The following is a 26545-nucleotide window of genomic DNA, read 5'->3' on the forward strand; positions in this document are numbered from 1 at the left end:
TTGCGGCTTGCCGAACGTGATGCCGTGCGCGCCGAGCGCTTCGGCTTCGTCGATCACGAGCGCGGTGTGCAACAGCGCCTTCGACGGAATACAGCCGACATTCAGACACACGCCGCCGAGCGTCGAGTAACGTTCGACGAGCACGGTCTTCATGCCAAGGTCGGCGGAACGGAACGCGGCGGAATAACCACCGGGGCCCGAACCGAGCACGAGCATGTCGCACTCGATATCCGCGGAGCCGGAATAGCTGCCGGCTTGCGGCGCGGGTGCTGCCGCCTTGGCCGGAGCCGCAGCAGCCTGGGCCGCCTGCGGTTTGGCTTCCGCTTGAGCGGGCGCTTTCTCGGGTTCTTTGGCCGGAGCCTTCGGTGCATCTTTCGCGGGCGCCGCGTCTGCCGATGTTTCGACGAGCGCGATCACCGTACCTTGCGAGACTTTGTCGCCGGCTTTGACGCGGACTTCCTTGACCGTGCCGGCGGTATCGCTCGGCACTTCGATGGAGGCCTTGTCGGACTCGAGCGTCATCAGCGCCTGTTCATTCTCGATGACATCGCCCGGTTTGATATTGACTTCGATGACATCGACGTCTTTGAAGTCGCCGATATCCGGCACTTTTACTTCGACGAGACTCATTAGTGTCCCCTTCTCTTATTGACCGTGATGAAGAAGAACTCACACCCATAGGTCCATAAAGCTGGCAGCGCGGCGAACAGAATCATCCTTTGCTGTCCGCCCAAGGACGCGCCTTTCTTTTGCCTACTTTTCTTTGGAAGACAAAGAAAAGTAGGTGCCGCCCCGCACAGGGGCAACACTAATAGACCGACATGAATGCAAATTCAACGAGAGACGCGGATCACAGACAATAAAACCCGCGCCCCGCACAACCATCACCAAATCAAAGAATCACACGCCGGAAATCGGCAAGAAGCGCCCCAAGATACGCATTGAACCTGGCCGCCGCAGCACCATCAATCACCCGATGGTCATACGACAAAGAAAGCGGCAGGATCAAACGCGGCACGAACTGCTTACCATCCCAAACCGGCTTCATCGCACCGCGCGACAGACCAAGAATGGCGACTTCAGGCGCATTGATAATCGGCGTGAAGTTCGTGCCGCCAATGCCACCCAAAGACGAAATCGAGAAGCACCCGCCTTGCATCTGATCCGGCTTCAACTTGCCGTCGCGGGCGGCCTTCGAGAGCTCCGCCATTTCCTTGGCGATATCGATCAAGCCCTTCTTGTCCGCATCGCGAATGACAGGAACGACCAGACCATTCGGCGTGTCAGCCGCAAACCCGATATGGAAGTACTGCTTGAACACCAGGTTGTCGCCGTCGAGGCTGGCATTGAACGTCGGGAACTGCTTCAAGGCCGAAACAACAGCTTTGATCACGAAAGCCAGCATGGTGATCTTCACGCCGGCCTTTTCGTTCTCCTTGTTCAACTGCACGCGCAGCGCTTCGAGATCGGTGATGTCCGCTTCGTCGTTGTTGGTGACGTGCGGAATCATGACCCAGTTGCGATGCAGATTCGCGCCCGAAATTTTCTTGATGCGCGACAGCGGCTTCGGATCGATCGGACCGAATTTCGTGAAGTCGACCTTCGGCCACGGCAGCAGGTTCAGTTCGCCACCACCTGCCGCAGCCGGTGCGGCAGCACCGGCCGGCGCCGCACGCTGGCCGGTCATGACGCCCTTGATAAAGGCGGTCACGTCGGCTTGCGTGATGCGGCCCTTCGGACCCGTGCCCTGCACCTGTGTCACGTCGACGCCGAGTTCGCGCGCGAACTTGCGCACCGACGGCGACGCATGGCTCGCGTGACGCGCGCCACCTTCGCCGGCCGGAATGACCGGTGCCTGAGCGAGCGCCGACGGCGCCGCCGGAGCCGGCGACGGCGTGGCCGGCGCATCGGACGGCTTCTCGACGGCTTCCTGCTTCGGAGCCGGAGCCGGCGCAGCCGCGCCGCCTTCCGCTTCCACCACCACGATCACCGAGCCTTCCGAAACGGTATCGCCGACCTTGACCTTCAGTTCCTTGACAATACCGGCAGCCGAGCTCGGCACGTCCATGGTCGCCTTGTCGGATTCGAGCGTCACGAGCGACTGCTCTTTCTCGACGCGATCGCCGACCTTCACCGCGACTTCGATCACGGGAATGTCTTTGTAGTCGCCGATATCCGGTACTTTGACTTCCTGCAGACCGCCGCCGCCCGCAGCGGCCGCGGGTGCCGGCGCCGCAGCCGGAGCCGGTGCAGCGGCAGGCGCCGGAGCAGGCGCAGCCGCGCCGCCTTCAGCGCCTTCCAGCACGACGATCAACGAACCTTCCGAGACGTTGTCGCCGACCTTGACCTTCACTTCCTTGACGACGCCGGCGGCCGAGCTCGGCACGTCCATGGTCGCCTTGTCGGATTCCAGCGTAACGAGCGATTGCTCTTTCTCGACGGTGTCACCCGCCTTCACCAGCACCTCGATCACAGGGATGTCCTTGTAATCGCCGATGTCCGGCACCTTGACTTCGATCGCTTGACTCATTGTTAGTGTCTCCTGGGCCGCGCACGCGCCCAACCCCTGTCGATCAGGGGTCGGGCGCGCACGCCATGGCACACGGGGAAGGATGCCTTAGACGGTCATCGGGTTGGGTTTGGCGGGATCAAGGTTGTATTTCTTGAGCGCCTCGGCGACGACCTTGCGTTCGATCGTGCCTTCATCTGCCAGTGCATTCAACGCGGCAACCGTGACCCAGTAGCGGTCGACTTCGAAGAAGTGGCGCAGCTTTTCGCGCGTGTCCGAACGGCCGTAGCCATCCGTGCCCAGCACGACGAACTTCTGCGGCACGAACGCGCGAATCTGCTCGGTCAGCGCGCGCACATAGTCGGTCGAAGCGATGACCGGACCTTGCGCGTCCTTCAGCAGCTTCTCGACGTGCGAGAGCTTCTTCTCTTCGGTCGGGTGCAGCAGGTTCCAGCGCTGCACTTCATGGCCTTCGCGCGCGAGTTCGGTGAAGCTCGGCACGCTCCACAGATCGGCGGCGACGCCCCAGTCGTTCTTCAGCAGGCCGGCGGCGGCGATCACTTCGTTGAAGATCGTGCCCGCGCCCATCAGTTGCACGCGCGGCGCCTTCTTGTCCGCCTCGGCCTTACGGAACGCGTACATACCCTTGATGATGTCGGCCGCTACAGCGTCGCCCTGCGGAATCGCCGGGTGCTCGTAGTTCTCGTTCATCACCGTGATGTAGTAGTACACGTCTTCCTGATCCGCGACCATGCGGCGCAGGCCGTCCTGCATGATGACCGCGAGTTCGTAACCGAACGTCGGGTCGTAGCTGATGCAGTTCGGCACCGAAGCCGCCCACAGCAGCGAGTGGCCGTCTTCGTGCTGCAGACCTTCGCCGTTCAGCGTGGTGCGACCCGCCGTGCCGCCCAGCAGGAAGCCGCGCGAACGCATGTCGCCCGCTGCCCATGCCAGGTCGCCGATGCGCTGGAAGCCGAACATCGAGTAGAAGATGTAGAACGGGATCATGATCTCGCCGTGCGTCGAGTACGACGTCGCGGCTGCGATCCAGTCGGCCATACCACCGGCTTCGTTGATACCTTCCTGCAGGATCTGACCGGTTTCCGACTCACGGTAGAACATCAGCTGGTCGGAATCTTCCGGCACGTACTTCTGGCCGTCCTGATTCCAGATGCCGATCTGACGGAAAAGGCCTTCCATACCGAACGTACGCGACTCGTCCGGCACGATCGGCACGATGCGCTTACCGAGTGCCTTGTCCTTCAGCAGAATGTTCAGGATCCGCACGAACGCCATGGTCGTGGAGATCTCGCGGCCTTCGCCCGTGCCCTTGAGCAGCGGCTCGAATACCGACAGCTCCGGCACCGGCAGCGACTCGGCCTTCTGGCGACGCGCCGGCAGATAGCCGCCGAGGTCCTGGCGGCGAGCACGCATGTACTCCAGTTCCTTCGAACCTTCTTCGAACTTGAGGTACGGCACGTTGACGAGATCTTCGTCGGAGATCGGCAGGCGGAACTGGTCGCGGAATTTCTTCAGCTGATCCACGTGCAGCTTTTTCTGCTGGTGGGTGATGTTCATGGCCTGGCCGGCTTCGCCCATGCCGTAGCCCTTGATCGTCTTCGCGAGAATGACGGTCGGCTGGCCCTGCGAATTCGACGCTTCCTGGAACGCTGCGTAGATCTTGTGCGGATCGTGTCCGCCGCGGTTCAGGTTCCAGATTTCCTCGTCGGACCATTCGGCGACCAGCGCCTTGAGTTCCGGCGTGTTGAAGAAGTGTTCGCGCACATACGCGCCCGACTCCGACTTGTACGTCTGATATTCGCCGTCGACCACGGCCATCATGCGGCGCATCAGCGCGCCCGACTTGTCGCGTTGGAACAGCGCGTCCCAACGGCTGCCCCAGATGACCTTGATGACGTTCCAGCCGGCGCCGCGGAATTCGCTTTCCAGTTCCTGGATGATCTTGCCGTTGCCGCGCACCGGACCGTCGAGACGCTGCAGGTTGCAGTTGATCACGAACACGAGGTTGTCGAGGCGTTCACGGCCAGCCATGCCGATCGCGCCGAGCGATTCCGGTTCGTCGGTTTCGCCGTCGCCGAGGAACGCCCAGACCTTGCGGCCGTCGGTCTTCGCAATGCCGCGCGCCTGCATGTACTTCATGAAGCGCGCCTGATAGATCGCCATGATCGGGCCGAGGCCCATCGATACGGTCGGGAATTGCCAGAAGTCCGGCATCAGCCACGGGTGCGGGTACGACGAGATGCCCTCGCCGCCCACTTCCTGGCGGAAGTTGTCGAGCTGGTTCTCGGTCAGACGGCCGAGCAGGAACGCGCGCGAGTACACACCCGGCGACGAATGGCCCTGCACGAACACGAGATCGCCGCCATGTTCAGCCGACGGCGCATGCCAGAAGTGGTTGTAGCCGACGTCGTACAGCGTGGCGGCCGAAGCGAACGAGGCGATGTGGCCGCCCACGTTGGTTTCCTTGCCGGCGCGCAGCACCATGGCAATGGCGTTCCAGCGGGTGTACGAGCGGATACGGTGTTCGATGTCCTGATCGCCGGGGATCTTCGCCTGGCGCGAAACGGGAATCGTGTTGATGTACGGCGTGTTGGCGGAGAACGGCAGATGTTCGCCATGCACGCGGGCGAACTCGATCTGTTTCTCGATCAGGTAGTGAGCGCGATCGGGGCCCACAGCAGAAATCACGCCATCCAGCGCTTCAAGCCATTCGCCGGTTTCCTGGGGATCGTCGTCTTTTTCAGCAGCGACATATTTCATGACTTCGTCGGGTACAGCGGACATGCTCGTCTCCTGGATGTAGAGGAACGCTCTTTGAACAGACGACGCGGACGAAGCACGGCCGCGGCAGCTTCGGCCGATTGTAATAAGGGTCCCGACGTCCGCGCAACAAAATTTTCGAATTACGAGATCGATTCTCATAATGCGGAAAATTGTTGCGACGCAACCTGATTTGACTGCCGATCGACGGATACGTCGGCTAGTTTGCGCCGATTAATGGCACTTTCAGCGCTTTTTTGCGCCATTTACTAGCTTCACGCTGCGCTACAATGCCTCGCATGTTGACCGAACGGCTTTTCGCACGCTCGGCGCGCACCGCCGGTTCGCCTGCGGATTCGACGCCGTCCTCCCGCTGGCACCACGGACCGTGGTGGTCCAATTCCTATTTGCTCACGCCGCTCCTGTCGATCCTGGTGTTTCTGGTCGTCATGAGTCTGATTCTGTGGAGCCTGAACCGGCGCGAACAGCAACAGCAGGAAGACACGCTTTACCGTAATGTCGCGTGGGCGCAGCAGCAGATCCGTCTTTCCATGACCGGCGCGCAGGAACAGATCCAGGCGCTCGCGCGCGATCTGGTCGCCGGTCACGCCGATCCGCATTCGTTCCAGGTGTCCACCACGGACATCATGCAGGGGCATCCCGAGATCCTCTACATGAACTGGTACACGAGCCAGCAGCAGCCGCGCTGGCCCAATACCGCGCTGCCGGTGTTCGGCCAGCGGCTCGCGAGGCCGAACGACACGCAGATGGACGAAGCGGTCAAAGCCGCCTTCACCGAGGCGCGCAATACGCGCCGCCAGGTCTATTCGCCGCTCATCTACGACGACCTCGGCAACGGCTACATCACGCTGCAAACGCCGGTGTTCCGCGACCGCGACTTCCTCGGCACGATCGCCGCGGTGTTCTCGGTGGAAGGGATCCTCAAGCACGACATTCCGCCCGAGCTCTCGGCGAAATACAAAATCTCGATCATCGACGTGAACAACCGTGAGTTGACCACCACGTCGACCCGCCCGCGCCTGCCGCGCGACATGTTCTACGACCTGCCGCTCGACCCGCCGGGCCAGGGCGTCTCGGTGCGCGTCTACGCGTTCCCGCAGATGACCAACTTCACCAACAACACGCTGGTGTGGCTGGTGGCGGGCCTGTCCTGTTTCGTGTTGTGGAGCCTGTGGAGCTTGTGGAAACACACGCGCCAACGCTTCGAGGCGCAGCAGGCGCTGTACGCCGAGGCGTTCTTCCGCCGCGCGATGGAAAACTCGGTGCTGATCGGCATGCGCGTGCTCGACATGCACGGGCGCATCACCCACGTCAATCCAGCGTTTTGCCGCATGACCGGCTGGGACGAAAGCGATCTGGTCGGCAAGAACGCGCCGTTCGCCTACTGGCCGCGCGACGCTTATCCGGAAATGCAGCGCCAGCTCGACATGACGCTGCGCGGCAAGGCGCCCTCGTCGGGCTTCGAATTGCGGGTGCGCCGCAAGGACGGCTCGCTGTTCCACGCCCGCCTCTATGTATCGCCGCTGATCGACAGCTCGGGCCGCCAGACCGGCTGGATGTCGTCGATGACCGACATCACCGAGCCGAAACGCGCGCGCGAAGAACTCGCCGCCGCGCACGAGCGCTTCACCACCGTGCTCGAAAGCCTCGACGCGGCCGTGTCCGTGCTGGCCGCCGACGAAGCCGAACTGCTGTTCGCCAACCGCTATTACCGGCACCTGTTCGGGATTCGCCCGGACGGTCATCTGGAATTGGCGGGCGGCGGGTTCGATAGCGCACAGGCGTCGTCCGATTCGATCGATATGGTGGATACCTACGCCGGGCTGCCCGCCGCGGCGTTGACCGAAAGCACCGCCGATGCGCAGGAAGTCTACGTGCAAAGCATCCAGAAGTGGTTCGAAGTGCGCCGCCAGTACATCCAGTGGGTGGACGGCCACCTCGCGCAGATGCAGATCGCAACCGACATCACCACGCGCAAGCAGGCGCAGGAACTGTCGCGCCAGCAGGACGAAAAGCTGCAGTTCACCAGCCGTCTCATGACGATGGGTGAAATGGCCTCCTCGCTCGCCCACGAGTTGAACCAGCCGCTCGCCGCGATCAATAACTATTGCTCCGGAACCGTCGCACTGGTTAAATCCGGTCGGACGACACCTGACAATCTGCTGCCCGTGCTCGAAAAGACGGCCCAACAGGCGGTGCGTGCCGGCATGATCATCAAGCGCATTCGCGAGTTCGTGAAGCGCAGCGAGCCGAAGCGTCAGGCCACGCGCGTGGCCGATATCGTCGCGGACGCGGTGGGTCTGGCCGAACTCGAGGCGAGAAAGCGCCGCATTCGCATCGTTACCGATCTGCGCGCGCGCCTGCCGGTGATCTATGTCGATCCGGTGCTGATCGAGCAGGTACTGGTCAACCTGCTGAAGAACGGCGCCGAAGCGATGGCCGAAGCCCGTCCGAACGCGGTTGATCCGGTGATCCGCGTGGTCGTGCGGCTGGAAGGCGGGTTTGTCTGCATCAGCGTCGTCGACCAGGGGCCGGGCGTCGACGAAGCAACAGCCGAGCGGCTGTTCGAACCGTTTTACAGCACCAAGTCCGATGGTATGGGCATGGGGCTGAATATTTGCCGTTCGATTATCGAATCGCACCGCGGTCGTCTGTGGGTGGTGAACAACGTCGAATCTGACGGCCACATCACGGGCGCCACGTTCCATTGCAGTCTGCCTATTGGAGAGCCTGACGGCCCGAGCAACGGCGGGTCACAGGCGCCGACACCACAAACCGTTACGGGAGAGCTATGAACAGCCCAGTCACCACACAGGAAACTGTCTTTGTCGTCGACGACGACGAGGCCGTGCGAGATTCGCTGCGCTGGCTGCTGGAGGCGAACGGCTACCGCGTGCAATGCTTCTCCAGCGCCGAGCAGTTCATCGACGCATGGCAGCCGCACACGCATCCGGGCCAGATCGCCTGCCTGATCCTCGACGTGCGGATGTCCGGCATGAGCGGGCTCGAATTGCAGGAACGCCTGATCGCCGACAACGCGTCGCTGCCGATCATCTTCGTGACGGGTCACGGCGATGTGCCGATGGCTGTGTCCACAATGAAAAAAGGCGCGATGGACTTCATCGAAAAGCCGTTCGACGAAGCCGAGTTGCGCAAGCTGGTCGAGCGCATGCTCGACAAGGCGCGCAGCGAAAGCAGCAGCGTGCAGCAGCAGCGCGCCGCCGCCGAGCGTCTGGGCAAGCTGACCGCGCGTGAGCACCAGGTGCTCGAACGCATCATCGCGGGCCGCCTGAACAAGCAGATCGCCGACGACCTTGGCATCAGCATCAAGACGGTCGAAGCGCACCGCGCGAACATCATGGAAAAGCTCAACGTCAACACGGTCGCCGACCTGCTGCGACTCGCGCTGTCGAACAAGCCGCAACCGGCGCAATAAGCCGCACCTGCCGGCACGCCCGAAGGAAGTCCCCTCGTGGGACTCGCCACCGGAGCAGTGCCGCGCATCAATGGCCGGACTATCCACGAGTCCGGCCCGCCTCGCCCTCTCCCGCCTGTTATTCCCTCAGCACCCTTCAGCGCCTCGCACACTTCTCACGGCCATCAACGCGAACCGCGTTAAATCGACGCATCTCCCGGAAAATAATACGCATTACTCAGCAAATGCTTACCCGATTGCGCAACAATTTCTTTCCTCAGACAAGATTGACGGACTGATCCGCACCCTTTAATTTACGCAGAACTCCTTAGCGGATGTCGTCGATAGCGCGATCAACGCGGGAATGACGTGCTGCAAAACGCCGCACGCCGTATCGCCTGGTGGTGCGAAACAATCGGATAGGATCGAACGTTTCCCTCTAGCAGCACGTGTTTTCGCCGAGCCACTTCACGGCAAACCGGACGCCTGCTCGCTCCGCCCCTCCATGGCAGATTCCATTGCGACGAACCGACGCAGTCAGTACTGCGAATCCACGTCGCGTCTTATCAACACCACCGGGAGGAATTCATCGTGAAACGATCCGGAGCACACCACTCGCGTGCGTTGTTCGTCTGCGCGGTTCTCGCGGGCGCGCCGCTCTTCAGCGGGCTCGCCACGCCGGACGCCGTCCATGCACAAGGCGCCACCAGAATGTCGAACCAGCAGCTCGATTCGCTGGCTGCTCCCGTCGCGCTTTATCCGGACGCCCTGCTCGCCCAGGTGCTGATGGCCTCGACCTTTCCGCAAGACGTGCGGGCTGCGGCCGCGTGGTCCAAAGCAAACGCCAGACTGCAGGGCGACGACGCGGTCAGAGCGGTCGCAGCCGAGCCGTGGGACGCGAGCGTACAGTCACTCGTCGCTTTTCCGCAGGTGCTCGCCACCATGGCCTCGAAATCCGATTGGGTCGCGCAACTCGGCACCGCGTTCCTTGCCCAGCCTGGCGACGTGATGGACTCCGTGCAGCGTCTGCGCAGGCAAGCGCAAGCGGCCGGCAATCTGAAAACGAGTGCGCAGCAAACGATTGTGGTCGAGCAGAGCACGATTCAGATCGTGCCGGCCAATCCGCAAGTGGTGTACGTGCCGACCTACAACCCCACGGTGGTCTACGGCGTGTGGCCCTATCCCGCGTATCCGCCCGTTTATGTGCCGCCGCCGCCCGGCTACACCATCGCCACCAGCTTCATGGCCGGCCTCGCATTCGGCACGGGTATCGCCGTCGCGAACGCACTGTGGGGCGGCTTCAACTGGAACTCGCATGACGTCAATATCAACGTGAACCGGTACAACACGATCAACGTGAACAACCGGCTCAACGTGAACGGCAGCACGACGAACTGGAATCGCAATAGCAACGTCAACCGCAACGTCAACAACGCGAATCTCGAACGCAACCTGAACAACAACGTCGGCGGCACGCAGCGCGAGGCGTATCGCGGCCGGGACAACGCCCGCGCTCAGGCACAGCAGACCTTGCAGAGCCGCACCGGCCAGAATCTGGGCGGCAGCGCGAGCGAGCGCCTGCAAGGGATCCGCCACGGCGGCACGGCGAACCCCGAATTGCAAAACCGCGCGCAGAACGCCAATCGCGACAACGCGCTGCGCGGCGCCGGCGACGGCAACGCCGCGCGACAGGACACGCAGCGCGGTCAGACAAGCCGCGACGCGCTCGCCAGCCGCAATGGCCAGCAGTACGCGGCAGGAGATCGCGGTGCGAACGCGGGCGGCCTGCAACACTCGCACGCCGCGCCCGGTGCAAACGGCGGCGGTCAGCAGCGCACGTCGGCAGGTCTCGGTGCAAACGGCAGCGGCCAGCAGCGCACGTCGGCAGGTCTCGGTGCAAACGGCAGCGGCCAGCATGGCAGCGGAATCGGCAATTGGAGTGGCGGATTGGGCGGCGGCGGCGCAGGTGAGCACCACTTCGGCCGCGGCCGTTGAACAAAAAAGGAGTCTCTGATGATGCGTCTATTCTCAACGCGCACGCTGCGCGCCAACGTCCTGACAGTGGCGGTCGCTCTCGGCACCACTGCCACGCTGCTCCTTGCTCCGGTGCTGCTGATCAGCACGATCCCGGCCCATGCCCAGGCGATCTACCCTAGCGCCAACGACGCCGCCAATGCATTCGTCGAAGCGCTCGCCCGTAACGACGAGGACGCGCTCAAGCACGTGCTCGGCAGCGACTTTCAACGTGTCATTCCCACCGAAGGCATCGGCGAGGACGACATCTACCAGTTCCTCGGCGAATGGTCGAAAAACCATCAGATCATCGAGGAGCCGGCTATCGACAGGGGGCGCGTCACCGCGCATCTGACGGTGGGCTACAGTGGCTGGAACCTGCCGATTCCGCTCGTGCAGGCAGGCAACGGTTGGCGCTTCGACCTGCCGGCGGCACGCGACGAGATGCTGACGCGCCGCATCGGCCGCAATGAGCGCGCCGCGATCCTGACTTCGCTCGCCTACCTGGATGCGCAATACGACTATCGCAATCTGACCCAGCGCTACGCACAACGCTTCGTCAGTACGCCGGGACAGCATGACGGACTGTATTGGACAACGGCGCCAGGCGAACCGGAAAGCCCGTTTGGACCGCTCGCCGCCACCATGCCGAACGGCACGCTGCCTCAGGAGGCCTATCACGGTTATCACTACCGCATCCTCACGGCGCAAGGGCCGCACGCGAAGGGTGGCGCGCAGAACTACTTCGAACACGGCGTGCTGTCCAAAGGCTTCGGGCTGATCGCCTCGCCGGCCGAATACGGCAAGACCGGCGTGATGAGTTTCATCGTCAACCAGGAGGGGCAGGTATATCAGAAGAACCTCGGGCCGCAAACCACGCGTGCGGCGGCGGCGATCAAGACGTTCGATCCGGACTCGGGTTGGCAAGCGGTCCAGCCGTAGCGAGCCGGCGCGACGTCGTACGCGTCTCACCCCCGCAACGCCGGGATGCAACCGGCCATCCGTGCGCGGCGCACGAGGCAGGGCCGGTATAATGTCGGACTTTGCAGCGCCGCTTAACCCCGATTCGCGCCGCGCGCTTTTCACGTGCCGACCTATTCCCGATGAAAAGCGCCATCGCGCGTGGCCCGCTCGAGCGTCTGCGCCCTGCCCCGCTTTCCAAACTGCCCATCTCGACCCGACCATGACTGCCAAACTGATCGACGGCCTCGCCCTTTCCAAGACCCTGCGCGCGGACGTCGCCGCACGCGCCGCCGCCCTCACCGCCCGCGGCCATCAGCCAGGCCTCGCCGTGGTGCTGGTCGGCGACAATCCGGCTAGCGAAGTGTACGTGCGCAACAAGGTCAAGGCGTGCCACGACAATGGCCTCGGCTCGTCGTTCGACCGTTATCCGGCCGACCTGCCGGAAGCCGAACTGCTCGCGCGCATCGACGAACTGAATCACGACCCGCGCATCCACGGCATTCTGGTGCAACTGCCGCTGCCGCCGCACATCGACAGCCATAAGGTGATCGAGGCGATCGCGCCGGAAAAGGACGTGGACGGCTTTCACGTCGCCAACGCCGGCGCGCTGATGACCGGCCAGCCGCTGTTTCGCCCGTGCACGCCGTACGGCGTCATGAAAATGCTCGCGGCCTACGAGATTCCGCTGCAGGGCGCGAACGCGGTGGTGATCGGCCGCTCGAACATCGTCGGCAAGCCGATGGCGCTGCTGCTGCTCGAAGCCGGCGCGACCGTGACGATCTGCCACAGCAAGACGCGCGATCTGGCCGCCCACACGCGCAACGCCGACGTGGTGGTCGTCGCCACGGGCTTGCGAAACATTCTCACGGCCGACATGGTGAAGCCCGGCGCGGCGGTGATCGACGTGGGCATGAACCGCGACGAAGCCGGCAAACTGTGCGGCGACGTCGACTTCGCGGGCGTCAAGGAAGTGGCCGGCTATATCACGCCGGTGCCGGGCGGCGTCGGCCCGATGACCATCACCATGCTGCTCGTCAACACGATCGAAGCCGCCGAGCGCGAAGCAGCAGCGAACGCGTAAAGCGGAGAATGTCAGGCGAAGAACCTCAGGCGGTGGACGTCGGGCGGAAAGCCGGCAGAGCGCAGAGCCGCTCCGCCGGCATCGAAACCTTTCAGGCCCTGGCCTCGCGCCAGGCATCGACCATGATCGGCGCCACACCGCGCCACCTTCGCGCCATATACCCGCCCCACACGCGCCGCATATCTCAGCGCACGGCTTGATCGCTTGCCGGCATACCCGTCGCCAGCGGCGTCGAGCGGCGCGCCAGACGCCCGCGGCACCACTTCAGCACGGGCCGTTCCACGAAGTGCCACGACAGCGCCGCGCACAGCAGGATGAACGGCGCGGCGATCAGGACCGCCGCCACATGGCTCAACTGCGGCGCGAGATTCGCAACGCATTGCTGCACCATGAAGCCGTACAGATAGATGCCGTACGAGTAATCGTGACGCGGCACGAGGCGCCGCAACAACGGCGTCGTTCCGACCCACAGCACGCCATACACGAAGGCCAGATAAAACAGCGGCTGCGCGCCGGCCGTGTCGCGGAACACCAGAAACACCATCGTGAGCGCCAGCGCCGTCAGACCGTTGATGTCGATGCGTTCACGCCAGCCGTACAACAGCATGCCCAGCATGAAAAACGGCTCCGGCCAGAATGAATATCCGCCGGGCGTTTCGCTGAAATCGCGCAAGCCGACCTGCCAATGCGACAGATTCACGCGCAGTACGAACGCGGCGCAACCCAGCGCGGCAGCGAGCGCCACGCCGCGCGAACTGGACAGCAGTCCGACCATGCCGGTCACGAGCACGATCAGATAGCACCGTACTTCGAGCGGCAGCGTCCAGAGCGGGGCGCAGACGTCGACGGGAAAGCGGTTGTGCTCGAACACGCCCGGCAGCGCCCAGCCGGTTTTCAGCACGATGGTCGAGAAATTGTCGAGGTTGGCCCACGTCATGCCGGAGGCGAAATACTCGCGCAGCGGCAGCGTCGTAAACAGCGGGCCGACGATGAACACCGTCACCAGCGAACCGGCCGCGACCGCCGGCCACAGGCGCGCGATGCGCAAGACGGCGAAGCGCGGCACCGAGCGCTGCCGGTCGAAGCTGGCGGTGACCAGCATGCCGCTCAAGAGGAAAAAGGCGTACACGCCGAGCGCGCCAAAACCGTCGAAACCCAGTGCGTTCTGGACCCAATCCGTGGTGCCGTCCGGCGCCTGGAGCAGATAGGAATGACCGTAGACGACGGCGATAGCGGCCAGCAGCCGCACGAGATCAAAGTTGTTGCCCTTGCGCGATAACGCATCCGAAAGCGGGTTCATCCATACCTCTTTTACGAAAAACGCCGCTGACCGGCAGCGACACCCCACCTTGCCGCATAGCAGCAATTGGAACCGTTCGTTTTCGCACAAAGCACAGTGGCGCTTTTGCCCCCGCGCCGCGCTTGTCCCGCTTGTCCTGCAACCCGCACGGCACGGCGACATCTGATAATTTGTCTGCCGACGGATTGGAATCGGCGCGCCCTGCCCCAATAATGTCTGTATCGGCTGCGACAGGGCGTCGTCGCGCGCGCCCCGAAGGGCGTTGCCCAAGGGGACACCCGTCCATGCACCGATTACCCGTTCACCCGCGTCAGACAGGAAGCCTCATGTCCACTACCGCCTCGAATCACGACAATCCGCTCCTCGATTTCTCCGACCTGCCGCGCTTTGGCCAAATCCGTCCCGAACACGTCACGCCCGCCCTCGATGTGCTGCTCGCCGACGCTGCCGCCGCCGTCGAGCGCGCCGCCCAGCCGATCACGCCCGCCTCGTGGGCCGACGTGGTCGAACCGGTCGAGCGCGCGACCGAACCGCTGTCGCGCGCCTGGAGCGTGGTCGGCCATCTGAACGCCGTCGCCGATACGCCCGAGTTGCGCGCCGTGTATGGCGAGAATCTGCCGCGTGTCACCGAATTCTGGTCGAGCGTTGGACAGAATCTCGCGCTGTACGAGAAGTACAAGGCGCTGCATGCCAGTAGCGATTTCGCCTCGCTGACCGGCGAGCGCAAGAAGATCCTCGGCAATGCGCTGCGCGATTTCCGCCTGTCCGGCGCGGAATTGCCGGAAGACCAGAAGCCGCATTTCGCCGAATTGCAGGAACGTCAGGCGGCGCTCTCGAAAGCGTTTTCGGATCACGTGCTCGACGCGACCAATGCGTATGCGTATATCGTCGAAGCCGGCAATGAAGCGCAACTGGCCGGCCTGCCCGAAGACGTGGTCGAAGCCGCCAGGGAAGCGGCCGAGCGCGAAGGCAAAACCGGCTACAAATTCACGCTGCATTTCCCGTCGTATTTCCCGGTGATGCAGTACTCGGAAAATCGCCCCATGCGCGAGGCGATGTATCGCGCGTACGTGACGCGCGCTTCCGAGCTTGGCCCGCAATACGGCAACGGCAAGCCCGAGTGGGACAACACCGCGGTGCTCGCCGAGCAGTTGAAGCTGCGCGCCGAAGAAGCGCACATGCTCGGCTTCAACAACTTCGCCGAAGTCTCGCTCGCGCCGAAAATGGCCGAGTCGCCCGCCCAGGTCATGAGCTTCCTCGAAGACCTCGCCACGCGTGCGCGTCCGCATGCCGAGCAGGACTGGAAGGAACTGCGCGAATTCGCCGCGAACGAACTCGGCATGAGCGAACTGCAACCATGGGACATGACGTTTGCCGCTGAGCGTCTGCGTCAGAAGCGCTATTCGTTCTCCGAGAACGAGGTCAAACAGTACTTTCCGGAAGACGCTGTCTTCAAGGGTCTTTTCAAGGTCACGGAAACGCTGTTCGGCGTGCGCATCCGCCGCGACGAAGCGGCCGTGTGGCATCCGGACGTGCGCTTTTTCCGCGTCGAGAATCAGGACGGCGGGCTCGTCGCGCAGTTCTACCTCGATCTGTATGCGCGTGAAGGCAAACGCGGCGGCGCCTGGATGGACGACGCGCGCGGCCGTCACAAGCACACGCATGGCAGCGTGCAAACGCCGGTCGCGTATCTGACCTGCAACTTCTCGGCGCCGGTCGGCGGCAAGCCCGCCTGCTTCACGCACGACGAAGTGATCACGCTGTTCCACGAGTTCGGTCACGGCTTGCATCACATGCTCACGCGTGTGGATGAGCTGGGCGTGTCGGGCATCAACGGCGTGGAGTGGGACGCGGTCGAACTGCCGTCGCAATTCATGGAGAATTTCTGCTGGGAGTGGGACGTGCTGAGCGACATGACTTCGCACGTCGAAACCGCCAAGCCGTTGCCGCGCGAACTGTTCGACAAGATGCTCGCCGCGAAGAACTTCCAGAGCGGTCTGGGCACGCTGCGCCAGATCGTATTCTCGATGTTCGACATGCAACTGCATACCGGCTTCGACGCCTCCGGCACGAAGAACGCCACCGAACTCGCGAGCGAAATCAACGAGCGCTTCCACGTCGTGCCGCAAGCGCCGTTCTCGCGCTGGCCGAATACGTTCAGCCATATTTTCGCGGGCGGCTATGCGGCGGGCTACTACAGCTATAAATGGGCTGAAGTGCTCTCTGCCGACGCCTACGCGGCATTTGAAGAAGCGGCGCAAGCGGCGAGCGGCAGCGTGCTCGATCAGGCGACCGGCATGCGTTATCGCAAGGAGATTCTGGAAGTGGGCGGCAGCCGTCCGGCGATGGAATCGTTCAAGGCATTCCGCGGCCGCGAGCCGAATATCGACGCACTGCTGCGTCACAACGGCATGACGCCGGGCGCGGCGCATTGAGGGGTTAATGCGAGCGTCGGCGCTTGGGTGAGCCGATGAAAGCCGGTGACTTGCTTAACGCAAGCACCGGCTTTTTCTTTGTCAGCGCTGAACGCGCAGCTAGGCGCGATGCAGTTTGAAATCCACTTCCGATGGCCGCCCTTCGAGCGACAACGCGGCACGCGCAGCCGGCGCGTGGCTTACCACCTTGCCGCGACTCACCACAGCAAGACGCGCCGCGCGCAAGCGGATTGCTTCCACCGGATCGCGCGCGTCGAGCAACACGAGATTGGCCGCGCAGCCCGGCGCGATGCCGTAGCCTTCGAGGCCGAGAATGCGCGCGGCGTTCACCGTCACCGCGTCGAAGCAGGCGCGCATGCCTTCGACGCCCGTCATCTGCGCCACATGCAAACCCATGTGCGCGACTTCCAGCATGTCGCCCGAGCCGAGGCTGTACCACGGGTCCATCACGCAATCGTGGCCGAACGCGACGTTGATGCCCGCTGCCATCATTTCCGGCACGCGTGTCATGCCGCGACGTTTCGGATAGGTGTCGCTGCGGCCTTGCAGCGTGATGTTGATCAGCGGATTCGCAATCGCCGCGACGCCCGCCTCGCGCATTAGCGGTAGGAGTTTGCTGACATAGTAGTTGTCCATGGAATGCATCGAGGTCAGATGCGAGCCGGTCACGCGCCCCTGCAAGCCGAGCCGATGCGTTTCGGCCGCGAGCGTCTCGATGTGACGCGACATGGGGTCGTCCGATTCATCGCAATGCATGTCCACGCGCAAGCCCTGCTCCGCCGCGTACTCGCACAAGAGACGCACGGACTGCGCGCCGTCGGCCATGGTGCGCTCGAAATGCGGAATGCCGCCGACCACATCCACGCCCATCGCGATCGACCGTTTGAGATTCTCGAAAGCGCCCGCGCTGCGCAACACGCCGTCTTGTGGAAAGGCCACCAGTTGCAGGTCGAGATACGGCGCGACGCGGCGCTTCACTTCGACCAGCGCCTCGACCGCGAGCAGGCGTGGATCACACACATCCACGTGGCTGCGGATGGCCAGCAGCCCGCGCGCGACGGCCCAGTCGCAATACTGCAACGCGCGCTCGATCAGCGCCTCCTGCGTGAGGTCCGGCTTCAGTTCGCCCCATAGCGCGATGCCCTCCAGCAGCGTGCCCGATGCGTTCACGCGTGGCAATCCGTACGAGAGCGTCGCGTCCATATGGAAATGTGGATCGACGAACGGCGGCGTGACAAGTGAACCGGCGGCATCGATTTCTTCGCGCGCGCTCGCGGCCAGATTCGGTTCGACGGCGACGATGCGGCCCGCTTCGATGCCGATGTCGACCGGCTCCTTGTGCTGCGGCGCGGCGCCCGCTGGCAACGTCGCGCGGCGGATGATCAGATCCATGTATCGCTCCCTTTGGCCCTTCCTGATTGATCACGATTCTATCGGCGTCAGAAAGCGCGTGGCGACGTTTATCCGGCGTTTTTTCCGCGTTTTTTCATCTGGCCGTACCGGCGAGCGGCGCGCGATCCGTACCGGCTGCGCGTCCCGCCGCCCGCCTATACTCGCCGGACAGACGGTCGATGCCGCGCCGTCATTCACTCAGGGAGCAGGCACATGAAAACAATTGGGGTGATCGGCGGGATGAGTTGGGAATCGTCCACCGAGTATTACAGGCTCCTGAACCGCCACGCCAAAGCGCGCCTGGGCGGCCACCACAACGCCCGCAGCCTGATGCTCACCGTCGACTTCGCGCCGATCGAAGCGCTCCAGCGCGCGGGCGACTGGGACACGCTTGGCCGACAGTTGGCCGATGCCGCGCGCCAACTCGAACGCGGCGGCGCCGATCTGGTGCTGCTCGCAACCAATACGATGCATCGCGTGTATGAATCGATCGAAGCGGCGATCGACGTGCCGTTCCTGCATATCGCCGACCCGACCGGCAACGCGTTGCGTGCGGCCGGCGTCGAACGAGTGGGTTTGCTCGGCACGCGCTATACGATGGAGCAGACTTTCTACACAGGGCGCCTGCGCGAGCGCTATGGCCTGACAACACTGGTTCCGGATGAAGCCGAACGTGCTGAGGTGCACCGCATCATCTACGACGAGCTGTGCCACGGTAAGGTGAATGACGCTTCACGCGCGGTGTATCGGCGTGTGATCGAGGCGCTGGCCGCGCGTGGCGCGCAGGCGGTGATTCTCGGCTGCACGGAAATTACGTTGCTGATCAAGCCGGAAGACTCGGTGTTGCCCGTGTTCGATACGACCGCGTTGCATGCGCAAGCGGCGGTGGAGTGGGCGATTGGTGAGGAGTGAGGGCAGCACGGGCGGAGCGGAAGACTTCGGCGCACGCGTCCGCGCCCAGCTGCCCCTGGCGGTGCTCAAGGCACATGACCATTTCGCGGCACGGACGGCAAGATCTTCCTATTACCCGGGCGAACGGTTTGATTGACCTGCGTGCGGGGCTGCGACTCGGCTGCCCCGCACGCGGGTCAGAAAAACCGTCAGGCTTTAGCCGCGCCTGCTTCCTTTGGCGGCTGCAACGTGACGTCCTTGCCACGCATGCCGTTCCTGTCAACTATATGGGCAGTCTCGGAACCGTCGGCATTGACAGTCGCGACTGTCCGGCTACCGTCTTTGTGGTACTCCACCAGGAACGTATCCTTACCATTCTCGTCAAGGTCACGCGACAATACGGGCTGTCCATCGCGATCGTACTGGAACTGCGCCCGAACACGTCCTTCTGCATCATAGTTGGACACCGTACGCCCGCCGTCCGTTGACTTGCGATCCTGAACTGCGAACTTCCCCGTTTCTGGAACGATGTAATTCGCTTCGATTTTCTCTCCCTTGCCGTCGAATTGGGCAATCTGCGTGTTGCGGTTTTTCGCATCGAACGAAGTGGCTTGAGACGAGTTATCGCTCGCATAATCGCGCACTGTTCCTGACCTGTCCGCATTGAACTCGGCACGCTCAGTTTCACGCCCCGCGCCGTTCCTGACGTCGACCGAATAGGCACCGTCCTTTGCGTAACTATAGGCCGCTGTCGAGGTTAATTCGCCGTGAGCATCCGCGAGTTCTGCAGTCTGGATTTTGCCTCTGGAGAACGTCTGCGTGCCGACATCGCCGGACGCCCAATGCTCAGTCATCGAATTAATGTCACCCTGCTCGTCGCCAGTGAACTCGACCTGCTTGATACTGCCGGTTTCAGGTGCCGGCGCGCGACTGCCCTCCCCGTAGTATTGGTAGTAGGACTTACCGGTCGCGGTGGAAGGATTTGCATTAACATAGGCGTTCATCCCGGCAACGATAAGATTATTGCGATCCTCCGCGTTCGACTTACCGGCGCCTACATCGACTGCGTGCAGGGCATCGAGTTTTTCCTGGACGCCTCGGAGTCCGCTAACTTCGATCTGGGTTGCAGGCGCGTTCCCAGAGGCCGTGTTTTTCTGGATTTCCTGTTGAATCTGATAGTTATTCGCGACCGCCTCCCCTTCTTGATGAGCACCGATTAGCGCCGCCACGTTATAGGCCTGGGGATCGCGCGGATTGACGGCATACTGCGACTTGAACGCTTTATCGTTCGCGCGATTCTCGTAGTGGCCAATTTCATGCGACAAATGACCCAGCACGGAAGCGTCAGACATCGTCGAGTGTTGATATTGACCGACTACGATGTGCCTGCCGTCGAAATACGTGGCGATGTCTTTGCCCCTGCTCATCGGATCCATATTGCCCGAACTCACGTCACTGCCATAATCGAATAATTGAGATCGAAACTGGGGGCTCGCATTGACGAGCCCGATCTGCTCGGGTGTCAGCTTGACTTCACCAAAGTAGGATTCCTGACCAGTTACCACGTTCGTTCCCACACTCAAGTTCGATGCCATATCCATCCATCCGTTAGCCATTGAGGAGCCTGTCGCGATCCGCTTGCCTGTGTACGTAGCGCGAGAGGGCCGCGCGCCTGGCGCGACGAGATGGAGTGTGCCGATCTGTTTCTGGCACGGGTGGTGTTTGCTCACCTGCTTCGAGTCTCAACACCTGGCCGGCATGTGCACGACTCGGCACACGGCCGTTGACGAACACCTTAATTGGTAAATGGATTGTCTTGCTGAACGGTGGTGGCTTGTCTGCAGCGGCAACGCCCATGAGCGGAAGCGGTCACGACGTGAATCGGTTCCCGGCTAGCTATGCAGCCTCGCTGCGCGCCGCGGGATAAGAATCACCGTGCCGCTATCGAAGGTAGCGATCAGATTTCGCTCATCGCGAATCATGCAGGTTCTCACAGCGCTCACCGCGACAGCATCGCTTTGCTGATTCATCTGCGTCGTACACGTCATATTTAAACGGCACGAACCCAGATTGTCGACGGCCGGTTTGACGAAGTGTCGCAACGGGTCACGGCAAAACACAGGAGCCTGGGGAGGCCGTAACCGGTGACTCGACCAACGACGCAAGGCAAATCATTGCAACGCTAATGGGACCGATCAGGAAAGCATTGCGCGCTGACCTCGTGCAGCCAATTCGCACTGTGTTCGACGCGTGCGCGCTAAGGGAAATATCTCCCGCCCTTTTGTGAATTTTCCGATGGCAGGATGGGCCGGCTTACGATTCAATGACGGTTCTGGTCTGTCTTTCAACTCAAATAATAAGGATGACATAGCGATGAGATATGCAGAGGACGCGCGTGTCCACCCCTGCAACGGACGCACCCTTCCGTTTGCCTTGCCAAGGCGCTGCCCGAGATAATGTGCACAGATGCATCCGCGACTTCTTGAGCACTACAACGCCGAACTGCTCTACATGCACGAACTGGCGCAGGAGTTTGCCAACGCGCATCCGAAGATCGCGAAGCGACTCGGCATGCAGGCGGGCGAAGTCGGCGATCCCTTCGTCGAGCGCTTGCTCCAGTCATCGGCCTTCTCGACCGCGCGCATGCAGATGCGCCTCGATGAAACCTTCGCGGAGTTCACCCAGCCGCTGCTGCAAACCCTCTATCCGAACTATGTCAGCCAGACTCCCTCAATGGCTGTCGCGCGTGTGTTCCCGCTCGTACGAGGAAAGCAGCTCGCCAACGCAACCGTGGTGCCGCGCGGCACCGCCTTCATGTCACGCGTGCCAGTCGGTGAGTTGACGGCCTGTGAGTTCCGCAGCAGCCAGGACGTGACGCTGTATCCACTGGAAATCGCGCAGGCACGGCTAACCGGCATTCCGCCCGACATTCCGGGGCTCGGCCGCTACGTCGCCCAAGACGTGCAGATACAGGGCGCGTTGCGGCTTCTTCTGCGAACGATCAACGGCGCGCCGATCTCAAGTCTTGCGGAGCTCGACCGGCTGACGGTCTGTCTGGCCGGCGACGAAGCGAGCGCCTCGCACCTGTTCGAACTGGTTCACGCGGCCGGCGTGGCCACCATCACGGGCGTACCCGGCGAGTTCACGACCGGCACGCTGCATGTCGTCACCGAGAATGCGGTCGTGCATGATGCACTCGAACCGGAACAGAGCCTGCTGCCCGCCGTTCCTCACAAGTTTCACGGGCACAACCTGTTGCAGGAGTATTTCAGCTGTCCCGCACGCTTCTGGTTTTTCACGCTCACCGGCCTTGGCAAGGGGTTGTCCGCCATCGGCAGCACTGAGGCTGAAATCATCGTGTTACTCGACCGCCGCGTGGACAAGCTGGCAGAGACGGTCGACGCGTCGCATTTCGCGCTGTTCTGCACGCCCATCATCAACCTGTTTCCACGGCGCACCGAGTGGCTGGCGCTTGGCGCTCGGGCAGCTGACCACCCGCTCGTGCCTGTGGCCAAATTTCCGCGCGACTACGAGGTGTATTCGGTATCGGGTGCCTGGGGACAGGTTTCGGAACATGCCGAAGCGCTGCGATTCCATCCACTGCACGCGCGCTACCGGGATGGCGATGGTCAAAGCGGGCGCTACTTTACGATACGGCGCGAGTTGGCCCGCCCGGCTGATGACTCCCGCCACTACGGCAGCCGCCGGCCGTTCACGGAAACACGCACGTTCCTCTCGCTGTTGGACGAAAACGGAATGCCGGATGCCGAAGGCATTCGCAATGTGTCGCTCGAAGCGCTCCTGACCAATCGTGACCTCCCGTGCGTGGTGCCGCGCAACGGAGTGTCCGACCTGTCTGTGGCGAGCTCGATTCCCCAAAAGAGCATTGGCCTGCTACGCGCGCCGACGACGCCACGGCCACCGCTTGCGTTCGGTAAGCGCGCATGGCAGTTGATCGGACAACTGAGCTTCACCTACAGGGCGTTCGATGGCCGGCCGGATCAACCGTGCGCCGGCGACGCACTGCGCACGCTGATGGACCTGTACCTGGGCACCGAATCTCATGAATTGCGGCGTCAGGTCGCGGGGCTCGTGGGCGCAACCGCCACGCCTGTCAACCGTCGTCTGGCGCTCGACGGCGATCACATGTTCGGCCGCGGGATTGAATGCGAGCTGATTTTCGACGAAACGGAGTTCGGTGGCCTGAGCCCGTACACGCTGGCGCTCGTGCTGGAACGCTACGTGGCACGCCATGTGTCGCCTCGTTCGTTCACCACGACCGTACTGCGCTCGAAGCAGCGCGGGCGAATTGGACGCTGGCCACCGCGCGCCGGCACGCGCGACGCGGTTTGAGCAGCGTGACGATCTCATTTTCCAGTGCCTGATTTACCACCCTATCTGAGTTGCTCGCCAAGGGAGTTGCTGATGATTGGAGTCGCCGATGTCCTGGTTTAAACAGCCGCGCACGCTGGAAATGAGCGGCAAGGCGCTGCCGCAATGGGCAGGCGAATCACTGTTCGTCGTTGGCCGGCTGGCGGGGAAAGAGAAGCTCGGCCGTCTGTACGACTACGATGTCGATGTCAGCACGATGGATGACGCGCGGCTGAGCGTTGTCGAGGCGCAGCGGCTAGTCGACGTCGACTCGCTGATCGGCAAGGAAGTCACCGTCAACATCGCTATCGAGGGCAATGGCAGCTCAGATCCGGGCCGCTCGGGCACGGCAGCGAACTGCGGCGCGGACGTGCGCAAGCTGACAGGGCTGATCGTCTCGGCGAAGTGCGTCGGCGCGGATGAGCGGCGTGCGTACTACCGCCTTAACATTCGCCCCTGGTTATATCTCGCCACGTTGAACCGTGATAGCCGGATCCTGCAAGACAAGGACGTGACCGAGATAACGCGCGAGGTACTGCAGAAATACCCGTACCCGTTCGACATGCGCCTCGCCGGTCCCGGCGCTGCGCGCCGCCCCTATCCGAAGCGCGAGTATCAGCGGCAGTGGTGGGAGTCAGATTTCGCGTGGCTGTCCCGGCTGTGGCAGGAATGGGGCATTACGTTCTTCTTCAACGAGAGCACGCTGGTGTTGTGCGACTCGCCTGGCGCCTAGCGACGCGTCGGCGTGAGTCGTGTGTGCAAACGAACAACGAACCTGCAAGAACCTATGGCTCATCACAAGCATCCAGCAAGTCAGCCGAAGGCATCGGCTGCGCCCTACGTGCAAGCTACCCTTGTCTTTCGTGACGTCCTGCAGAAGCCCATTGAAGGACTCTCCGTGCAGATCAAGGCGGGTGCGGGCGCGCGGCCCGCTCCGCAATGGACAACAGGCGCGCAGACCGACGCTGTCGACGCATCGGCAACGCTAGCCACGTCCGCTCCCGCTGTCGCCTCCGCGGCTACCGCGCCTCCTCCGCCTGCGATTGCAAACACCATTGAAGCGACAACGGACAAAGACGGCTACGCGATCACGATTCGCAATGCCGCACGCAACCAGCCGATAGACGTGATGGTGAAGAACCGTCGAGGCGAGTTCGTCTGGAAGGCCACGGTCACACCGAAGAAAGACATCAGCGTATTTACGGTCACCAGCCCCGAATACCACCTGGAAGCCACGACGAAGCTCACGCCAAAGGAGGAATTCGAGCAGGAGTTGAATCTTCCTGTCGTGAAACACGGTGAAGTCATGACCGTCGAGCGGCTCGTGGGCGAGTTTGGGCCTTATATCGGTTGGTCGCAGAAAGTCACTGAGCAAGGCAAAGTCAAAAGGGATACGCCGACACGCCATAAGGAAACCACGATCGACGACAAGACGAAAAAGGAAAAGACGACCGTGACCATTGACCACCACTACACGATTGTCGATACCGGAAAGCCGACCACTGTCGCGTTCAACGTGCTCGGATCGAAGCTCAACTATCCCAAAACGCTCGAAATAAGCGAGAAGAAATACGCTGAGGCGGCGAAGACTCTCGGCTGTGAGGCGGCTGCCATCAAGGCGGTCGCGATGACCGAAAGCGACGGGGTGGGATTCTGTGACAACGGCTTGCCAAAAATTCGCTACGAACGTCATGTCTTCTTTCGATCCCTCTTGCCGAAGGACAAGAGAAATGAAAAGCCGGCTTTATTAAAAAAGCAGCCGAATCCTTTCCCGGCATTTCCTAATCTTTGCCTGCCGATTCAAGGCGGATACACGGCTGGCGAAACTGACGACCATGGCTGGTCGCACAGCGATGAAAAAGTCATGCACCAATACGAGCGTTTTGTTCAGGCATGCGCGTTGAATCGTGATGCCGCGATCATGGCCTGCTCATGGGGAGCATTCCAGGTGTTGGCCTTTTTCTACGAAGAAATGGGCTACGCAAGTCCCATCGAGTTAGCCAACCTCGAAATGCAGGGCGTTGACGAGCAATTTGATCTTTTTGTCGCCTACGTCAACATGAACAGTTCAGCAAAAAAAGCCCTGCAAGAGAAGAACTGGGAGTCTTTTGCATATTATTACAACGGCCAACATTATCCTCAAAAATATCCCGACTCGATGAGAAAATTTTATGAAAAATTCAAATAGAGGGCTTTTCAAAACGATTGCATCCTGCTTCCTTATGTTGGCCTGCCAAATCGCCACCGCCGGTGTCGCGACGACATACGACGAACTGAGTTTCGTAACCTATCAGTCGGGAGAGGATATCGTCGGCTATTACCGCGCCCAGGAAACCCCATTCTCATGCGGGTTCCTGTTCATGGCGAACAGAGATGAGGGAGTCAAAAGCGCGGACGGAACAGAGGTGCTGCGAATGAAGACGTTCGACTTCATTCCCTATAAAGGAATGTTCTCCTATGCTCAACGCGACCCACGGGCGGAAATCGACGGCACGCTGTATCTGCACGACAATGAAATCGCGCTAAAAACAGATCGTCCGCACGCGGGGTGTCAGAGTGCAGCGGGCTTGTTTAATGCGGCGCCCGGAGAACGTGGCGCAAGTCAGTATTCGGCGACTGAACGATTCGACGCCGTTGGTATCGCCGTTTCCACCAACAAAACCTATTTCTATGAAAAACCGGGCATCGGCAAACGGCGGCAGTATATTTTGCCAGGAGATCTCGTCACATTACTTAGCCGGCGCGAAGGTTACTCGTACGCGCGATACGTGAGTCCCGATATGTCGATTGATGAAACAGACTCTCGTAAGATCGTGACCGGATGGCTTCGCAACCGCGACTTGACCAACCCCTTCCCTGCTTCCGCGGCAAGCGAGTCGGTACGAACGACCAAGATAGGGAGACAGGACAATGATTGAGCTGGTGCGGCTCAGGTGACGCCATCCATCGCGAACGCAGCGTACGGCGCGAATTTGCGTTAATCCGCGTCCGCGTCTGGCGCGCGGTGGTGTAGCGCGTTGAGATCGTTCACGACGATCAAGTGATATCCCTTCGTTTGCAAGCCCGCTGCCGCGAATGGTTGCAAGGCATGCACTTTCGCACGAGCAGTTGTCGAATGCGTTAGCCAGCGGGTCTCAATAGGTCAGATGCGGAAAACAAAAAACCCGCCGTAGCGGGTTTGATGTTTTGCGATATTTTTGGACACTCACGCTTGAACGACACGGCGATTGCCTGCAAGCAAACAAAGAACCTTTTGCATGCTACCCAGCTATCGCGACACTCACTACTGGGCTTTGGTTGCGGGGGTAGGATTTGAACCTACGACCTTCGGGTTATGAGCCCGACGAGCTGCCAGACTGCTCCACCCCGCGTC

General features: G+C 61.8%; 17 protein-coding genes and 1 tRNA gene. 11 read left to right on the forward strand and 7 right to left on the reverse strand.

The window, feature by feature from the left end; translation table 11 throughout:
• From P0D70_RS32055 to aceE, 3 genes are all read right to left on the reverse strand, one after another.
• Positions 1 to 630: biotin/lipoyl-containing protein (locus P0D70_RS32055; RefSeq protein ID WP_408187433.1), on the reverse strand; the 630-nt coding region annotated here is incomplete at its 3' end.
• A 262-nt stretch (positions 631 to 892) separates the two neighbouring features.
• Positions 893 to 2530: a dihydrolipoyllysine-residue acetyltransferase gene (aceF, locus tag P0D70_RS32060; protein ID WP_408187434.1), complete on the reverse strand. Its 1638-nt coding sequence runs from the start codon at positions 2528 to 2530 to the stop codon at positions 893 to 895.
• Between the two features lie 87 nt (positions 2531 to 2617).
• Positions 2618 to 5314 (reverse strand): pyruvate dehydrogenase (acetyl-transferring), homodimeric type, encoded by a 2697-nt coding sequence (aceE, locus tag P0D70_RS32065; RefSeq protein WP_408187435.1) that lies wholly within the window; start codon positions 5312 to 5314, stop codon positions 2618 to 2620.
• Positions 5315 to 5589: 275 nt separating this feature from the next.
• On the opposite strand from aceE, the gene fixL reads away from it, so the two are divergent.
• The 5 genes from fixL (at position 5590) to folD (ending at position 12783) form a co-directional block, all read left to right on the forward strand.
• Positions 5590 to 8106 (forward strand): oxygen sensor histidine kinase FixL, encoded by a 2517-nt coding sequence (gene fixL, locus P0D70_RS32070; RefSeq protein WP_091792879.1) that lies wholly within the window; start codon positions 5590 to 5592, stop codon positions 8104 to 8106.
• A complete protein-coding gene (fixJ, locus tag P0D70_RS32075; RefSeq protein WP_007181270.1) occupies positions 8103 to 8747 on the forward strand; it encodes an oxygen response regulator transcription factor FixJ in 645 nt (214 codons plus the stop codon). Before fixL ends, fixJ begins: the two co-directional genes overlap by 4 nt.
• A 570-nt stretch (positions 8748 to 9317) precedes the next feature.
• A complete protein-coding gene (locus P0D70_RS32080) occupies positions 9318 to 10721 on the forward strand; it encodes a DUF3300 domain-containing protein (protein WP_408187436.1) in 1404 nt (467 codons plus the stop codon).
• Positions 10722 to 10739: 18 nt separating this feature from the next.
• Positions 10740 to 11681 carry a DUF2950 domain-containing protein gene (locus P0D70_RS32085; RefSeq protein WP_408187437.1) on the forward strand — a complete coding sequence of 314 codons (942 nt, stop codon included), beginning with the start codon at positions 10740 to 10742 and terminating at the stop codon, positions 11679 to 11681.
• 241 nt (positions 11682 to 11922) lie between these two features.
• Positions 11923 to 12783, forward strand: coding sequence for a bifunctional methylenetetrahydrofolate dehydrogenase/methenyltetrahydrofolate cyclohydrolase FolD (gene folD / locus P0D70_RS32090; protein WP_408187438.1), 861 nt, complete (start codon positions 11923 to 11925; stop codon positions 12781 to 12783).
• 184 nt (positions 12784 to 12967) lie between these two features.
• Here the strand turns inward: folD and P0D70_RS32095 are convergent, their stop codons facing one another.
• Positions 12968 to 14083 (reverse strand): acyltransferase family protein, encoded by a 1116-nt coding sequence (locus P0D70_RS32095; RefSeq protein ID WP_091792875.1) that lies wholly within the window; start codon positions 14081 to 14083, stop codon positions 12968 to 12970.
• A 326-nt stretch (positions 14084 to 14409) separates the two neighbouring features.
• On the opposite strand from P0D70_RS32095, the gene P0D70_RS32100 reads away from it, so the two are divergent.
• Positions 14410 to 16518, forward strand: a complete 2109-nt coding sequence (locus P0D70_RS32100) for a M3 family metallopeptidase (RefSeq protein ID WP_408187439.1) — start codon at positions 14410 to 14412, stop codon at positions 16516 to 16518.
• A 99-nt stretch (positions 16519 to 16617) separates the two neighbouring features.
• On the opposite strand, the gene P0D70_RS32105 is transcribed toward P0D70_RS32100, so the two are convergent.
• The gene (locus P0D70_RS32105) at positions 16618 to 17910 is read right to left on the reverse strand and encodes an amidohydrolase family protein (protein WP_408187440.1); all 1293 of its coding nucleotides are present in this window, start codon (positions 17908 to 17910) and stop codon (positions 16618 to 16620) included.
• Between the two features lie 213 nt (positions 17911 to 18123).
• On the opposite strand from P0D70_RS32105, the gene P0D70_RS32110 reads away from it, so the two are divergent.
• The gene (locus P0D70_RS32110) at positions 18124 to 18822 is read left to right on the forward strand and encodes an aspartate/glutamate racemase family protein (RefSeq protein WP_408187441.1); all 699 of its coding nucleotides are present in this window, start codon (positions 18124 to 18126) and stop codon (positions 18820 to 18822) included.
• A 188-nt stretch (positions 18823 to 19010) separates the two neighbouring features.
• Here the strand turns inward: P0D70_RS32110 and P0D70_RS32115 are convergent, their stop codons facing one another.
• Positions 19011 to 20396, reverse strand: coding sequence for a hypothetical protein (locus tag P0D70_RS32115; protein WP_408187442.1), 1386 nt, complete (start codon positions 20394 to 20396; stop codon positions 19011 to 19013).
• An 871-nt stretch (positions 20397 to 21267) separates the two neighbouring features.
• Here P0D70_RS32115 and tssF point away from each other — a divergent pair.
• The 4 genes from tssF to P0D70_RS32135 all read left to right on the forward strand — a co-directional run bounded on the left by tssF (position 21268) and on the right by P0D70_RS32135 (position 26090).
• Complete coding sequence (gene tssF / locus P0D70_RS32120) at positions 21268 to 23154, forward strand: type VI secretion system baseplate subunit TssF (protein ID WP_408187443.1); 1887 nt, start codon at positions 21268 to 21270, stop codon at positions 23152 to 23154.
• 88 nt (positions 23155 to 23242) lie between these two features.
• On the forward strand, positions 23243 to 23905 hold the full coding sequence (locus P0D70_RS32125) for a contractile injection system protein, VgrG/Pvc8 family (RefSeq protein ID WP_408187444.1): 663 nt from the start codon (positions 23243 to 23245) through the stop codon (positions 23903 to 23905).
• Positions 23906 to 23959: 54 nt separating this feature from the next.
• A complete protein-coding gene (locus P0D70_RS32130) occupies positions 23960 to 25360 on the forward strand; it encodes an N-acetylmuramidase family protein (RefSeq protein WP_408187445.1) in 1401 nt (466 codons plus the stop codon).
• Positions 25344 to 26090 (forward strand): hypothetical protein, encoded by a 747-nt coding sequence (locus tag P0D70_RS32135; protein WP_408187446.1) that lies wholly within the window; start codon positions 25344 to 25346, stop codon positions 26088 to 26090. The genes P0D70_RS32130 and P0D70_RS32135 overlap by 17 nt, the downstream gene beginning before the upstream one ends.
• A 376-nt stretch (positions 26091 to 26466) precedes the next feature.
• On the opposite strand, the gene P0D70_RS32140 is transcribed toward P0D70_RS32135, so the two are convergent.
• Positions 26467 to 26543: transfer RNA gene (locus P0D70_RS32140), tRNA-Met, on the reverse strand.
• Positions 26544 to 26545: the final 2 nt, after the last annotated feature.

Source organism: Paraburkholderia sp. RL17-381-BIF-C, from assembly GCF_046026435.1.
Classification (GTDB): Bacteria; Pseudomonadota; Gammaproteobacteria; order Burkholderiales; family Burkholderiaceae; genus Paraburkholderia.